This is a genomic window from Arthrobacter sp. NPDC057013 (assembly GCF_042674585.1).
Lineage (GTDB): Bacteria > Actinomycetota > Actinomycetes > Actinomycetales > Micrococcaceae > Arthrobacter.
The window spans coordinates 48,867-63,391 of the sequence record NZ_JBHUSE010000022.1; the positions used below are offsets into that span (position 1 = coordinate 48,867).

Here is a 14,525-nt window from a genome sequence, read left to right on the forward strand (position 1 = left end):
CTCACTCGCGTGTGCGCACCACCGGGATGCTCGCGGTCGGCGGCCCGCTCGGGAACACGGAAGGCTCGGGGACGTGGACCGGTTCCAGCGGGATCCGCACCGGCTGGGAAGCCACCGTGAACCGGACGCCGCGCACGTCGATGTCCAGCGCTTCGCCGTCGAGGACGGTCAGCGTGATGGCCTCCTGGTCGAGTTCAACCAGGAGCGGGCGGCCCTGCAGCTTCAGGTGGAAGCGCAGGGTGTCCCATTCCGCGGGCAGCCGCGGGTCGAAGAACGGCACTGGCCCCTGGTCGCGGAGCCCGGCGAAGCCGCACACCAGCGAGCTCCACACGCCGCCGGTAGAGGCGATGTGGACGCCGTCGATGGTGTTGCCGTGGGAGTTGTCCAGGTCGATGAAAACGGCATTCGTGAAGTGCTCCAGGGCGGCCTTGCGGTACCCCACCTCGGCGGCCATGATCCCTTGGACACACGCCGAGAGGGTGGAGTCCCCCGTGGTGATCGGATCGTAGAAATCAAAGGCCCGGCGCTTTTCTTCGGCGGTGAACTCCTGCCACTGCAGGAACATGGCGAGCACGGTGTCCGCCTGCTTCAGCACCTGGTGGCGGTAGATCACCAGCGGGTGGAAGTTCAGCAGCAGGGGGTACTTGGAGCGCGGCGTGGTCCAGTCCCACGGCTCCAGGGTCATGAAGTCGTTGTCCTGCGAGTACACCTGGAAGTGCTCGTCGAAGGGCAGTTGGATCCGCTCCGCGGCAGCCTCCCACAGTTCCCTTTCGGCGTCGTCTACTGCCGGGTGGTCCAGTGCGGCGGCGGCCCGCAGGTTAAACCGGGCCATGACGTTCGTGTAGAGGTTGTCGTTCACCACCGCGGTGTACTCGTCGGGACCCGTCACCCCGTGGATGTGGAAAGCTCCGTCCTTGCCGAAGAAGCCCAGGGAAGCCCACATGCGGGCGGTTTCGATCAGCAGGTCGGCGCCCATCCCGGCACCAAAGTCCGTATCGCCGCTGGCCCAGACGTACCTGTTGGCGGCGAAAGCAACGGCGGCGGCGATGTGGAACTGCGCCGTGCCGGCGGCGTAGTACGCGCTCGCCTCCAGTCCGTTGATGGTGCGCCACGGGAACAGTGCACCGTCAACGCTGAGCTCCTTGGCACGGATCTTGGCGTCCGGGAGCATCTCGTGACGGAACTCCAGGACCTGGCGCGCGCCGTCGGGGTTTGAATACGTCAGGTACGGCAGGAGGTAGACCTCCTGGTCCCAGAAGTAATGGCCGTCGTAGCCCGAACCGGTGACGCCCTTGGCCGGGATGCCGGCCACGCCGGCCCTTGCGGTGGCCTGCGCGAGCTGGAAGAGGTTCCAGCGGATGGCCTGCTGCAGCTCAGGCTGCCCGCCCACCTGGATGTCGGCGCACGCCCAGTAGCCTCGGTAGTGCGCCTCGCTTTCGGCGAAGACGTCGCCGACCGGCTTCAGGCCGGCTTCCGCGGCGTCCGCCGGGTCCTCGCCCGCTTCCGCGTCGGCAGCGCCGGGCAGGCCCGTCCGGGCGCCCCGGGCCACGGCGTAGCTGACGCTCTTTTCGAGCCGGAACGGCTCGTCAGCCGCAATCGCCAGCACATAGCGGACGCTGCTGTCGTCCTGGTCCACGAGAGTATCGAAGGGCTGTTGGCCGGCGGACGTCCAGTGGTCGACGGCGATCCCCACCCGCTGCTTTGACTCCGCGGCCTCCCACGAGAGGCGCAGCGAACCGTCGCCGCCCTCCATCCTGAGGGGCAGCAGGACCCGGCCCGCGTGCCGGCCTGCCCGGCGCGGGTCGTGGGTGGAATGGTCCTCCACCGGCTGGTCCTGCCGGTTGATGACGGACGAGGTGACGTCCGCGGAAACTTCACGGTCGGCCGAAACCTCCAGCGAGATGCCAACGCTGCCGCGCGCATCGAAGCCCACCGCCCGGCGCTCCACCGTGGTCACTGTGGCGCCGGAACGGCACTGCCAGACGATGCTGCACTCGTAGATGCCGGTGGCGAAATCCACGGAGCGCCGGTAGTCCAGCACAGTCGATTCGGCGAGGCTGAGCAATTCGCCGTCGATGATGACCGTGAAGTTGTTGGCATCCGGAATGTAGAGGATGCGCTGGCCTGTGCGCGCGAAGCCATAGGCGTTCTCGGCGTGCTTGATGTCCCATATCTCGTGGAAGCCGTTGATGAAGCTGCCGGGCAGCTCGGCATCGGCTGACGCCCAGTGGGCGCCGCGGACACCGAGGTGTCCGTTGCCAAGGGCAAAGAGCGTCTCAAGCGTTCCGGCGTCGCCGGGTTCGTGGCTCGTCTCCACGAGCTTCCAGGGGTCATTGGGGAAGCGGACGCGGTTGGCGGTGATGAGTGCCATGAGTGGCGTTCCTTAGACGGGTCGGATGTGATGCTGGAAATTCTGCCGGGTCTGGCGGGACCCGCTTGCGGTTGCAGTGCCGGAACTAGAGGAGTTCCCCGAGGTCGCTGACAACAAGGGTGGCGCCGGCGTCGAGCAGCGTCTGCCGGCCTGCCCCGCGGTCCACGCCGATGACGGAATGGAAACTGCCGGCGCTGCCCGCCTGAACGCCGGATACGGCGTCCTCGACGACGATGCACTGCTCGCTGGGCAGGTCCAGGAGTCGCGCGGCGTACTCATAGGTTGCCGGGTCGGGCTTGCCGGGCAGTCCTTCCTCCGCTGCGACGATGCCGTCGACGACCACCTCGAAACGGTCCGCCAGCCCTGCCGCACGCAGCACCGAAGGGGCGTTCCGTGAGGAGGAGACGACGGCGACCTTAAGTCCGCGGTCCAGCACGGCTTCCAGAAAACGCACCGATCCCGCATAGGGCTCCACCCCGGAGCTGACAATGTCGTTGAAAATCCGGTTCTTCCGGTTACCCAGGCCCTGGACAGTGATGTTATTCGGGTCGTCGTCCGCGGGACCCTCGGGAAGGGTGATGCCGCGGGACGTCAGGAAGTCCCGCACGCCGTCGAACCTCGGCTTGCCGTCGATGTGGTCGAAGTAGTCACTCTCCCGGTAGCCGTCCTTTTCCGGGACGGTTTCGAGGTAGCCGTCAAACAGCTCCTGCCAGGCGCGCTCATGAACCACGGCTGTGGGCGTAAGCACGCCGTCGAGGTCAAAGAGGATGGCGGCGGCGCCGGTCCAGCTGGGCCGGCTGCCGGCGCTGGTATTCAGGGTTTCGGTCATGCTTTGTTCCGTGTCCTTTCGGGGTTCGGACAGCAATGTGTTGGGAGTTAACAGGAACGTGGTCGGCGGTGACCATAAGGGTGCGGGCCTGCAGAACCTGCCGCTCAGAAACCTTGGCTCAACGCACCTCGGACCCGGAGGGGTTCGGTGAGGGTGAGTCTGCAGCTTGCAGGACAGGCCGGCATTTTTCGCGGGCCGGGCGGCGTTGCCCCTGGCCGCCTGCGACGGCGTACCAGTTGTTGCGCGGCCGGCTTCTCTTACGTAGTGGCCGGGTTATGTCCGGTGCGTGAATTCTCGCGGTTCCGCCACTTGCACCGCGGCGTTGCGGGCCAGGCAGAACGCGTCGAGGCGCGGGCGCACAGTTCTTTGCCTACGTCCATGATGAACGTGCCGGCAGTTCAGGGCAAGCCAGCTGAACATCCCCGCGGGAGGGGTGGCGCAAGGATGCATGGCGCGGTCCTGCCCTTTCGACACTGTTGAGTCGTGCACTGCCAGCCGCCCACCCCCGAGTGGACGCCTGCCGGCCGGGTCCCGGCCGAAGAAGAGTGTAAGCGCTTGCAGATTTACCCTGCAACTGTTTTTATTTCGGCGCCCCGATTTCGGCATCCGCCTCTCCGGCCGGAACCCGATTTTTAGCTCAGGACGTAGTGACGAAGGAACGCGCTGACGTCCACCATCTCCGCCTTGGACATGGCGTGGCCCATTCCCGGATAAGTCCGCGCCGTGAGCCGGGTGTGCGCGTTCAGCCACTCCTCCGTGTAGGCGGTAGCGTCCCCGTTGATGACGAGGTCGGCTTTGTCCCTCCCCCAGAAGAACGGGGGCCGCTCGTCAAATGACTCACTGAGCGCCAGCAGGTCATTATTCAAAACGAAGCCGGAAAGCCCCACTACCGCCGGAAAGTCGTGCGGCCGCAAGCGCAGGAGCGTGCTCGCCATGGCCATCCCCTGCGAATAGCCCAGGAGGCTCACGCTGCTGTGGAGCGTCCTGGCCGAGTCGATCCAGGAAAACACGGAATTGGCGGCCGTGATGACGTCGGCAAAATCGTTGGTCAGGAAATAATCCAGCAGGAACCAGCCATAGCCGTTCGCAATTGGCATGGGCGCCCGGAGTGCCGCGCAGGTGAATTCCCTGGGGAGATAATCGAAAAGGTTCACCATCCGGGATTCGTCCGTGCCATAGCCGTGCATCATCACCAACAGCGGGGTGCCGGCGCGCTCCTCCTCCGGCCTGGACCACACAACCGTCTCCATCCGATCAGCCTAGCGAGTCCCTGGAAAGCCCGCCTGCCACTGACCTGCGGATTTGATTGAAACGCGAGTTGACGGGATGTAGCCTGACGCTTGACAGCATGCTTAGCAATTGACGCAGGGCGACCGCACGCATCCAAGCCGCAGGAGTCCGCGAACGCAAGGAGCAAGTCATGAGAATCGGTTCCGCCATTTTCCTCATCGCCCTGGGCGCCATCCTCGCCTGGGCCGTAACGCCAGGCCTCATCCCCAACGTGGACCTGACGCTGATTGGCTACATCCTGATGGCCGTCGGCGTCATCGGCCTCGTCGCCTCGCTGGTCATCGCCGCCCCCGGCAGGAGCCGGCGCGTCAGTGAGACGCGTTCCGTCGTGGATCCCAACACGGGCGAGCGGATCACCCGCAACGAAAGCCGCGACAACGGCCTGTAGAACCTCACGAATTTGCCACGCACAAAAAAGGGCGGGCAGCAGTGGCCCCACACGGCATGGCCGGGCCGGACCTTCGGGTCTGGGCCGGCTTTTGGTTTTCTGTGGCTTTTTCGTTGACAAACCAACAAGAACGAAGATAAAGTCAAGTACTTGCAGATTTGTGATAACGGTCACTGATCGGTGAAGGGATCCGTGGAGGCAGTGCCGACGCACTGCAGCAGTAACTACGCAATGGAGGGTATGTGTTTGCCGAGGAGCGTCAGCAGCAGATCGCCGGGCTCGTTGCAGCCAGCGGCCGCGCCAGCGTGACCGACCTCGCCGAGCGGTTCCGCATCACCACCGAAACCGTCCGCCGGGACCTGGCCGCCCTGGAATCGGCCGGAACGGTGCGCCGTGTGCACGGCGGGGCGGTCTCCGCTGACCGCTTCAGCACCACCGAGGAGAGCATCCTCGAGCGGACCATCCAGCGGCAGGCACAGAAGCTCCGCATCGCCGAGGCCGCCCTCGGATTCCTCCCGAAGGGGCCCTCGAGCAGCATCCTCCTCGACGCCGGTTCAACCACCGAAGTCCTCGCCGACCTCCTGGCCCGCGGCGCCGCAGCTCCGGCCAAACCGGCCGATCCGGCCCAGGAACTCCTCGTCATCACCCACGCCGTCCCCATCGCCGCGAAGCTCGCCAGCACCCCCGGCATCGCCCTGCAGATTCTGGGCGGCCGGGTCCGCGGGCTCACGCAGGCAGCAGTGGGCCAGGACACGGTGGAAGCCGCCGGCAGGCTGCGTCCGGACATCGCCTTTGTGGGGACCAACGGCATCCACGCAAGCTTCGGCCTCAGCACACCAGACTCTGAAGAAGCCGCCGTTAAGGCTGCCTTCGTCCATTCGGCGCGCCGCATTGTGGTGCTGGCCGATTCGTCCAAGCTGGAAGCGGAAACGCTCGTCCAGTTCGCCTCGTTGAAAGATCTGGATACCGTGATCACTGACCGCACACCCGGCTCCGAACTAGCTGCGGCCCTCGCCGAGGCCGGCGTGGAGGTGGTAGTCGCATGATTGTCACCCTCACAGCCAACCCGAGCCTGGACCGGACGGTTGCCCTGCCCGGCCCCCTCGAGCGGGGCGAGGTGCAGCGCGCAGTCTCCGTCCGCCAGGAATCCGGCGGCAAGGGCGTGAATGTTTCCCGGGCCCTCGTGACCTCCGGCCTCGAAACGCTTGCGGTGCTGCCCGGCGCGGAATCCGATCCTGTGCTTGCCGGCCTGCGGGAAGAGGGCGTGCCCTTCGCATCGCTGGACATCCATGAACCGCTCCGCACCAACGTGGCGTTGACGGAGCCGGGCGGTGTGACCACCAAGATCAACGAACCCGGCCCGGTCCTCGCGGAGGATGCCCAGGAGGCGCTGATCAGCCTGCTGCTGGAACGGTCGCGCGGAGCCAGCTGGGTGGTCCTGGCGGGCTCGCTCCCGCCTGGCGTCCCGGCGGATTTCTACGCCACGGTCACCCGCCGGCTGCGCAATGCCGACGCCGGGGCCGGCGTACCGATGATTGCCGTCGACTCCTCCGGCGCGCCGCTGGCAGCGGCCGTCGCAGACGACGCAACAGAAGCGGCGTCCGGAAAACCGGACCTGCTCAAACCCAATGCCGAGGAGCTGGCGGAACTGGCCGCAGCAGCAGGTTTTTCCTCGGTGAGCACGGCTGAGGAACTCGAAGCGGACCCGTATGCTGCCGCCGCGGCAGCTGCCGCCGTCGTGCGTTCCGGTGTGGGGGCCGTGTTGGCAACGCTCGGTTCAAAGGGCGCTGTCCTCGTGACGGCCGACGGCGCGTGGCTGGCCACGCATCCGCCGGTCACCGCAGTCAGTACGGTCGGCGCCGGTGATTCGTCGCTGGCCGGCTATCTGCTGGCCGCCAGCCAGGGCGCCGCCCCGGCTGACTGCCTCCGCCAGGCTGTGGCGCATGGCGCTGCCGCCGCTTCCCTGCCGGGCTCCACCGTCCCGGCAGTCCACCAAACAACCCCCGACGCCGTAACCATCACGGCCCTCCGGAAGGATTGACAGTGACTCAGCTCATCACCGCGGACCTGGTCGAGCTCGACCAGAACCTGGGCAATTCGCCCGAGGACGTGATCCGGCATCTGGCCGGCCGTGTTGCCGCCAACGGACGCGCCAGCGAAGTTGAAGGCCTCTTCACCGATGCCTTCGCCCGCGAGCAGAAGACCGCCACCGGCGTTCCCGGCGGCATCGCCATTCCGCACTGCCGTTCGGCCGCCGTGACCGAACCGACCCTCGCCATGGCACGCCTGTCCCAGCCCGTCGATTTCGGCGCCAAGGACGGCCCGGCCGACCTCATTTTCTTCATCGCTGCCCCGGCCGGCGCCGACCAGGAGCACCTGAAGCTGCTGTCCAAGCTCGCCCGCTCGCTCATCAAAAAGGACTTCACGGGTGCGCTCCGCGCTGCCACCTCCCGGGAAGAGATCGTGGAGCTCGTGGACAACGCCCTCGCGGACAAGCCGGCTGCCGCGCCGGAAACTGCTGTGGCCCCGGCCATGGCTGCCGCCACTGCCGGCGCTGCTTCCGTCGGCGCTGCTTCCGGTGGCGCTGCTTCCGGTGGTCCGCGGCGGCTCGTTGCCGTCACGGCCTGCCCCACCGGCATCGCGCACACCTACATGGCGGCGGACTCTCTTGTGGCCGCAGCCAAGGAAGTTGGCGTGGACCTGCAGGTTGAAACCCAGGGCTCCTCCGGAGCCAAGCCGCTGGACCCGTCAGTCATCGCCGCTGCCGACGCCGTGATTTTCGCCGTCGACGTGGATGTGCGCGGCAAGGAGCGCTTCGCCGGCAAGCCGGTCATCAACGCACCGGTCAAGCGCGGCATCGACGAGCCCGCCAAGATGGTCCAGGAAGCCCTGGACGCGGCGGACAACCCGCACGCCCACCGCGTTCCGCACTTCGGTGCCGAGGAGCAGGCTGAGCGCGAAGCCACCGAAAAGGGCGAGCACATCGGCCAGAAGCTGAAGAAGGCCCTCCTCACCGGCGTGAGCTACATGATCCCGTTCGTGGCCGGTGGCGGCCTGCTGATCGCGCTGGGCTTCCTGCTCGCCGGATTCGACATCGCTCTGGGTACCAAGGCCAACGACATCCTGGCCAACAACTCCCTGGTCAACCTGCCCAACGGCAACCTCGCCCTCTACCTCGGAACCGTCTTCTTCAAGATCGGTGCCCTGTCCATGGGCTTCCTGGTTCCCGCCCTCGCCGGCTACATTGCCTACGCAATCGCCGACCGTCCGGGCATTGCACCGGGCTTCGTTGCCGGTGCCGTCTCCGGCTTCATGGGCGCCGGCTTCCTCGGCGGCATCGTCGGCGGCCTGCTCGCCGGCTACATCGCCCATCTAATCGGAACCTGGTCGGTGCCGCGCTGGCTCCGTGGCCTGATGCCCGTTGTCATCATTCCGCTGCTGGCCTCCATCATCGCCTCCGGCGCGATGTTCCTGTTCCTCGGCGGACCGATTGCAGCCATCACCGTCGGGCTTAACAACTGGCTGTCCGGTATGTCCGGCGCTTCGGCCATCGTCCTGGGCATCATCCTCGGCCTCATGATGTGTTTCGACCTCGGCGGCCCGGTCAACAAGGTTGCGTACGCCTTCGCCGTCGCCGGCCTGGGCGCCGGCAGCGCCACCAACCAGGCACCCTGGCAGATCATGGCCACTGTGATGGCCGCCGGCATGGTGCCGCCGCTGGCGATGGCCCTGGCCACCGTCCTGGACAAGAAGCTCTTCAGCCTGGCCGAGCGTGAAAACGGCAAGGCGGCCTGGCTGCTGGGTGCCTCGTTCATCTCCGAGGGCGCCATTCCGTTCGCCGCAGCCGATCCGCTTCGCGTCATCCCCGCCAGCATGATCGGCGGCGCTGTCACCGGCGCGCTCACCATGGCCTTCGGCGTCACGTCACAGGCACCCCACGGCGGTATCTTCGTGTTCTTCGCCATCGGCAACGTGGTGATGTTCATCGTGTCCATCCTGGCCGGAACCGTGGTGGCTGCGATCATCGTGGTGGCCCTCAAACGCTGGGCTGCCCGCAAGGCCGTTGATACGGTGGAGACCGTCCCTGTAACAGTCTGATCCCGCTGTCCTTCAGCACCAAACCCACACTGCAATTGCAAGGAGCAGAAATGTCCGAACGTACCGCAACCGTCGCCAGCCGCGTAGGCCTGCACGCCCGCCCCGCCGCCATCTTTGCCGAAGCCGCGGGCGAGTTTGACCTCGACATCACCATTGCCCGCGAAGGGGAGCCGGCCGACGAGGCCATGGACGCCGCCAGCATCCTTTCCCTCATGAGCCTTGGCGCATCCCACGGTGACGTTGTGGTGCTGCGGGCCGAGGGCGACGGCGCGGACGCCGCGCTTGAGCGGCTGGTCCAGATCCTGGAAACGGATCACGACGCCGAATAGGCACCGAGCGCTTTTACGGCCGGTTTCCGCGTCAGCTCCCCCAGGGGCTGCTGTGGAGGCCGGCTGTTTCCGTTTCCGGACGGATTTTGCCAGCGGAGAGCGGCCAATGACCGGCATCGTCCCTGATCAGGGGCTCATTCCGCAGAAGTAAGCAAACTTAGTAGTTTCTTGTTTTTGATTCTCCACCCCACTAGCTTGGAATTGTGGCCAGCCATTCGAATGACCGGCGGAACTGCCGGACTGAAGGAGGATGACAAAGTGGAAACCTTGCAGGAAAGCGTGGACGTCGAGGTACCCGTCAGCACCGCCTACAACCAGTGGACGCAGTTCGAATCGTTCCCCCGGTTCATGAAGGGGGTCGAATCCGTCGAGCAGATCGACGAAACCTCCCTCCATTTCCGCACCAGCGTGGCGGGCGTCAAGCGCGAATACGATGCCCAGATCCTGGAGCAGACGCCGGACCGGTGCATCGCCTGGGTCAGCAAGGACAAGCCCCGCAACGCCGGCAGGGTCACGTTCGAGGACCTGGGCGAGGACCTCTGCCGCGTGAACGTGGAACTCGAATGGGAGCCGGAGAGCCTGCTGGAGCGGGCCGGAGCCGCAGCACACGTTGATGAGCAGCAGGTGTCCTCCGACCTGGTCCGGTTTAAGGAGTTCATCGAAACCCGGGGCATCGAGACCGGAGCCTGGCGCGCCGCGGTGGACCGGGGCGAAGTGGACACTACGGGAGCCGAGTGACCCGATACACCGGCTGTTCCATCACGGAGGTAGCAATGCCAGAAAAGAAGAACCCCAGCCTGAAGGATCCCAAGCTCTACGAGGAGTTGCGCGACGAGGGGGCCTCGAAGCAGAAGGCGGCCCGCGTCTCCAACTCGGCAGCCCAGAAGGGACGGTCCGAGGTGGGCCGCAAGGGCGGAAAGTCCGGCGACTATGAGGACTGGACCGTGGATAAGCTCAGGGCCAGAGCCAAGGAAATCGGCCTCAAGGGGTATTCAGGCAAGAAAAAGAGCGAGCTCATCTCCGCGCTCAGGAATTCCTAAGCGGATGCCGGTGCAGCCGCGCGGCAGGGCGCCCGCTCACTCAGGCGCCCTTCCGCGCGGTCTTCGCCGTGGACGCGGCCTTCGTGGTGGACTTGGCGGCGGTACCGGTCTTCGCCGCAGTGCTTGTTTTGGAAGCAGTCCCGCTCTTGGAAGCTGCGCTGGTCTTCGATGCAGTGCCGGCCTTAGCAGCAGTGCCGGTCTTCGAAGCGGCGGTCTTGCTGCGGGTCCCGGCAGCGCCGCTCTTGGCAGTCTCGCCGTCGGAATCCTCGGTGGCCTTTTTTGCGCTCCTGGTCCTGCTGCTGGGGGCCCGGCCGCCGGTGCTGCGGCTACCGCCAGGGCTTCCGCTACCGCGTTTGGCAGGCCCGGACGGCTCCTCCTCATCCGACTCGTCTTCGGACGGTTCCTTTGCGGCCGCCCCTCCCCCGCGCTTCTTGTCGAGGCTGCGCTTCAGGGCCTCCATCAGGTCGATCACTTCACCGTTGCCACCCTCGGCCTCGGCACCGAACGTCTCTTCCGTGTCCAGCGCGTCGCCCTTTTCCAGCTTCGCCTCTATGAGCTGCCGGAGTTGCGCCTGGTAGTCGTCAGTGAACTGCTCGGGCTCGAAGTCGGAGGCCATGGACTCCACCAGAGCGGCGGACATCTCCCGTTCCTGCGCGGAGATGCGAATGGACGTATCCAGGGCAGGAAACGATGCTTCCCGGACTTCGTCCGCCCACAGCAGTGCCTGCAGCATCAGGACGTCGTCGCGGATCCGCAGGGCCCCCAGCCGGGTCTTGTCCCGCAGCGCGAACTGCACCACCGCCACACGTTCGGTATCCTCCAGGGCCCTGCGAAGCAGCATGTAGGCCTTCGGGGACTTGGAATCCGGTTCCAGGTAATAGCTCTTCTCGAACATGATGGGGTCGAGCTGTTCGGACGGGACGAACTGCACCACTTCGATTTCGTGGCTGTTCTCCGCGGGAATGGACTTGAGCTCCTCCTTGGTGAGGATCACCGTCCGGCCGTCGTCCTCGTAGGCCTTCTCAATGTCGGAGTAGTCAACGATCTCGCTGCAGACCTCACAGCGGCGCTGGTAGCGGATCCGGCCGCCGTCGGCGTTGTGCACCTGATGGAGGCTGATGTCGTGGTCCTCGGTGGCGCTGTAGACCTTCACCGGGACGTTGACCAGACCGAACGCGATGGCGCCTTTCCAGATGGCTCTCATGGGACAAGTCAACAGCACACAACGCCGGAGGTGAAGCCCCATGGCCGGCGGTAAGGCACGTGTGCGGGCTGGTGGCCGCGAACTGACCCTGACCAACCTCGACAAGGTGATGTATCCCGCCACCGGCACCACCAAGGCGGACGTCATCGCCTACTACGCCGCTGTGGCCCCGGTGCTGGTCCCCGCCGCCAGGAACCGTCCGGCAACCCGCAAGAGGTGGGTGCACGGTGTCGGAACCGAAGACCAGCCCGGCGAGATGTTTTTCCAGAAGAACCTGGACGACTCGGCCCCGGGCTGGGTGCCCCGCACCGCCATCACGCACAAGAACAACACCATCTACTATCCGCTGGTCAATGACCCGGCCACCCTCACCTGGCTGGCACAAATCGCCTCGCTGGAGATCCACGTGCCGCAGTGGACGGTGGACTCACACGGCACCGCCCTGCCTCCCGACAGGCTCGTCCTGGACCTCGATCCCGGGGAGGGCGCAGGACTGCCTGAATGCGTGGAAGTGGCCAAGCTGGCGCGGACCATCCTGCAGGACGTGGGCCTCGATCCCGTTCCGGTCACCAGCGGCAGCAAGGGGATCCACCTGTACGCGGTGCTGACCGGGACGCAGACCTCGGATGAGGTCTCAGCTTTCGCCCGCGAACTGGCCCGCGCGCTGGAGGCCGACCACCCGGACCTGGCCGTCAGTGACATGAAGAAGACCCTCAGGACGGGAAAGGTGCTGGTCGACTGGAGCCAGAACAACGCCGCGAAAACCACCATCGTTCCCTACTCACTCCGCGGCCGCCTGCACCCCACTGTGGCGGCCCCGCGGACCTGGCGGGAATTGAGTTCGCCGTCGCTCAAGCACCTGGACTACGAGGAGGTCATGCGCCGGGTAGCGGCCGGCAAGGACCCCTTCGCCCAGATCAGCGCGGCCACCGGCCATCCCGGCGCCAGCCACGCAGCCCCCGCACTTCCGCAAGCAGCCGGACCGCGCGGCGGCGGGCACGCGGATCCCCGGCTGCACAGGTACCGGTCCCTGCGCGACCAAGGCAAGACGCCGGAACCGTTCACGGCGGAGGAGCACCACGCGGCAAAGGCCAACGGCGCACCGGCGCAAGCGGGCAAGGAGATCTTCGTCATTCAGGAACACCACGCCAGCCGTCTCCACTACGACTTCCGGCTGGAGCACGAGGGTGTGCTGGTCTCCTGGGCGCTGCCGAAGGGCGTGCCGGCGTCCGGGGACAAGAACCATCTGGCGGTACAGACCGAGGATCACCCCATGGATTACGCCGATTTTGAGGGCGACATCCCCAAGGGCGAGTACGGGGCGGGCAGCGTGAGCATCTGGGACAAAGGCGTCTATGAGCTCGAAAAATGGGTCAACGGCAAGGAAGTCATCGCCACGCTCACGGGCCGTGAGGGCGGCGGGCTGGGCGGCACCCGGAGGTTTGCCCTGATCCACACCGGGAAGGGCCAAGGCGAGGAGTCACAGTGGCTCATCCACTTGATGGACAGGGTCCCTGGAGCAGGGAAAAAGCCGCCCGGCGGCAAAGAACCCGCGAGCCCGGCACGCACGGCGGCTTCCAAGCCTGCAGCGCCCCGCAAGGACACGCTCCAGGAGAACCCGGCCCCGATGCTCGCCTCTGCGGGCACCCCGGCGGACCTGCACGGCAGCGAGTGGCTCTTCGAACTCAAATGGGACGGAATCCGTGCGCTGGTGGTGGCGGACGGCGAGCGGATCAGGCTCCTGAGCCGCAACGGCAACGACATGTCCGCCAGCTATCCCGAATTTACGGACAGGAATTGCTGGCCGCCGCAGGACTTCATCGCGGACGGCGAGATTATCGCCGTCGGGCCTTCCGGCCGGCCCGACTTCGGGCTGCTGCAGGGAAGGATGAAGCTGACCAGGCCGGGCGACGTGAAACGGGCCCGTTCCACCATCCCCGTACGGATGATGCTCTTTGACCTGCTGGCCGACGGCGGCGACGTGCGCAAACTTTCCCTGCGCAAGCGGCGGGAACGCCTCGCTGCCTTCTTCGAGCCCGCCAACTGCCCCGTGGAACTGTCGGAGACCCTGGACGACCGCGTGGAGCACATCCTGGAAAGCGCCCGCGAGCTGGGCCTGGAAGGCGTGATGGCCAAGCGGGCGGACAGCCGCTACGTCAGCGGGCAGCGGACGCACACGTGGATCAAGCTCAAGATCGAGCGGACCCAGGAAGTGGTCGTGGGCGGTTGGCGTCCGGGCAGGGGCGACAGGTCCAACACTGTGGGCTCGCTGCTGGTGGGCATTCCGGAGGGCAAAACACTTCGGTACGTAGGCCGCGTGGGAAGCGGGTTCAGCATGCGTGAGCTGGAGGAGCTGCGGAAAAAGGTGGAGGGGCTGGCGAGGAAGACGTCTCCGTTCGATGACGTTCCGTCGGCGGACGCCGCGGACGCGCGCTGGGTGAACCCTGACCTGGTGGGGGAAGTGACCTTCGGTGAGTGGACCGGAAGCGGCAAACTCCGGCATCCGGTGTGGCGCGGCTGGCGGCTGGACAAGGAGCCCGCGGACGTTGTGATGGAATCATAGGAACAGCCTGGCGACCCCCGGATCGGGCATCACCAGGCTGTTCCCGTATTTTCAGCCGGTCAGGTATTTCGGCTGGTCATGACGAGTGCGGCATCTGCGGGCGGCCGGTCCGGTGGATCGCCGTCACGGCAGCGCCCTGTCCAAGGCGGCCGGGGCTTGCGCCGTGTTCCTTGGGGTGGCGCCGTTTGCCGTTGCCATCCGGCCACTGCTTTGACCCGCCCATTGCCGCCGTCACGGCCAGGGTCTCGGGAGTGGGCAGCGGCGGCATATCCATGGATTCCGCCAGATGCGCAGCGACATCCGGTTTGATGCTGCTTCCGTTGTAGGAGTCGGCCATTTGTTCTTCCTTTCCGCGATGAAATGAAGTGTTGAGCCATTCAGGGCCGTGATTTTCCGGGTGCGTTGGAATCACG

At 66.1% G+C, this 14,525-nt stretch carries 13 protein-coding genes; 8 read left to right on the plus strand and 5 right to left on the minus strand.

What is annotated here, in order from left to right; all coding sequences use genetic code 11:
- Position 1 precedes the first annotated feature (1 nt).
- From ACFTSA_RS20860 to ACFTSA_RS20870, 3 genes are all read right to left on the minus strand, one after another.
- Positions 2-2,371: a glycoside hydrolase family 65 protein gene (locus tag ACFTSA_RS20860; protein WP_377953740.1), complete on the minus strand. Its 2,370-nt coding sequence runs from the start codon at positions 2,369-2,371 to the stop codon at positions 2-4.
- Between the two features lie 85 nt (positions 2,372-2,456).
- On the minus strand, positions 2,457-3,200 hold the full coding sequence (locus ACFTSA_RS20865) for an HAD family hydrolase (RefSeq protein ID WP_377953741.1): 744 nt from the start codon (positions 3,198-3,200) through the stop codon (positions 2,457-2,459).
- Positions 3,201-3,832: 632 nt separating this feature from the next.
- Positions 3,833-4,450 carry an alpha/beta hydrolase gene (locus ACFTSA_RS20870; protein ID WP_377953742.1) on the minus strand — a complete coding sequence of 206 codons (618 nt, stop codon included), beginning with the start codon at positions 4,448-4,450 and terminating at the stop codon, positions 3,833-3,835.
- 170 nt (positions 4,451-4,620) lie between these two features.
- On the opposite strand from ACFTSA_RS20870, the gene ACFTSA_RS20875 reads away from it, so the two are divergent.
- From ACFTSA_RS20875 to ACFTSA_RS20905, 7 genes are all read left to right on the plus strand, one after another.
- On the plus strand, positions 4,621-4,878 hold the full coding sequence (locus ACFTSA_RS20875) for a DUF6458 family protein (RefSeq protein ID WP_354262628.1): 258 nt from the start codon (positions 4,621-4,623) through the stop codon (positions 4,876-4,878).
- Positions 4,879-5,120: 242 nt separating this feature from the next.
- Positions 5,121-5,924, plus strand: a complete 804-nt coding sequence (locus tag ACFTSA_RS20880; RefSeq protein ID WP_377953744.1) for a DeoR/GlpR family DNA-binding transcription regulator — start codon at positions 5,121-5,123, stop codon at positions 5,922-5,924.
- Complete coding sequence (locus tag ACFTSA_RS20885) at positions 5,921-6,919, plus strand: 1-phosphofructokinase family hexose kinase (RefSeq protein ID WP_377953745.1); 999 nt, start codon at positions 5,921-5,923, stop codon at positions 6,917-6,919. Before ACFTSA_RS20880 ends, ACFTSA_RS20885 begins: the two co-directional genes overlap by 4 nt.
- A gap of 2 nt (positions 6,920-6,921) precedes the next feature.
- Complete coding sequence (locus ACFTSA_RS20890; RefSeq protein WP_377953746.1) at positions 6,922-8,976, plus strand: fructose-specific PTS transporter subunit EIIC; 2,055 nt, start codon at positions 6,922-6,924, stop codon at positions 8,974-8,976.
- Positions 8,977-9,026: 50 nt separating this feature from the next.
- Positions 9,027-9,305, plus strand: coding sequence for an HPr family phosphocarrier protein (locus ACFTSA_RS20895; RefSeq protein WP_314193380.1), 279 nt, complete (start codon positions 9,027-9,029; stop codon positions 9,303-9,305).
- Positions 9,306-9,563: 258 nt separating this feature from the next.
- The gene (locus ACFTSA_RS20900) at positions 9,564-10,043 is read left to right on the plus strand and encodes an SRPBCC family protein (RefSeq protein ID WP_377953747.1); all 480 of its coding nucleotides are present in this window, start codon (positions 9,564-9,566) and stop codon (positions 10,041-10,043) included.
- A gap of 35 nt (positions 10,044-10,078) precedes the next feature.
- Positions 10,079-10,345: a Rho termination factor N-terminal domain-containing protein gene (locus tag ACFTSA_RS20905; protein WP_377953749.1), complete on the plus strand. Its 267-nt coding sequence runs from the start codon at positions 10,079-10,081 to the stop codon at positions 10,343-10,345.
- Between the two features lie 40 nt (positions 10,346-10,385).
- Here ACFTSA_RS20905 and ACFTSA_RS20910 read toward each other — a convergent pair whose 3' ends face one another.
- Entirely contained in the window at positions 10,386-11,549 is a 1,164-nt protein-coding gene (locus tag ACFTSA_RS20910; protein WP_377953750.1) for a Ku protein, read from the minus strand.
- 40 nt (positions 11,550-11,589) lie between these two features.
- Here ACFTSA_RS20910 and ACFTSA_RS20915 point away from each other — a divergent pair, with 40 nt between their 5' ends.
- Positions 11,590-14,112 carry an ATP-dependent DNA ligase gene (locus tag ACFTSA_RS20915; RefSeq protein WP_377953751.1) on the plus strand — a complete coding sequence of 841 codons (2,523 nt, stop codon included), beginning with the start codon at positions 11,590-11,592 and terminating at the stop codon, positions 14,110-14,112.
- 76 nt (positions 14,113-14,188) lie between these two features.
- On the opposite strand, the gene ACFTSA_RS20920 is transcribed toward ACFTSA_RS20915, so the two are convergent.
- Positions 14,189-14,449 (minus strand): hypothetical protein, encoded by a 261-nt coding sequence (locus ACFTSA_RS20920; protein ID WP_331569475.1) that lies wholly within the window; start codon positions 14,447-14,449, stop codon positions 14,189-14,191.
- Between the last annotated feature and the right edge of the window lie 76 nt (positions 14,450-14,525).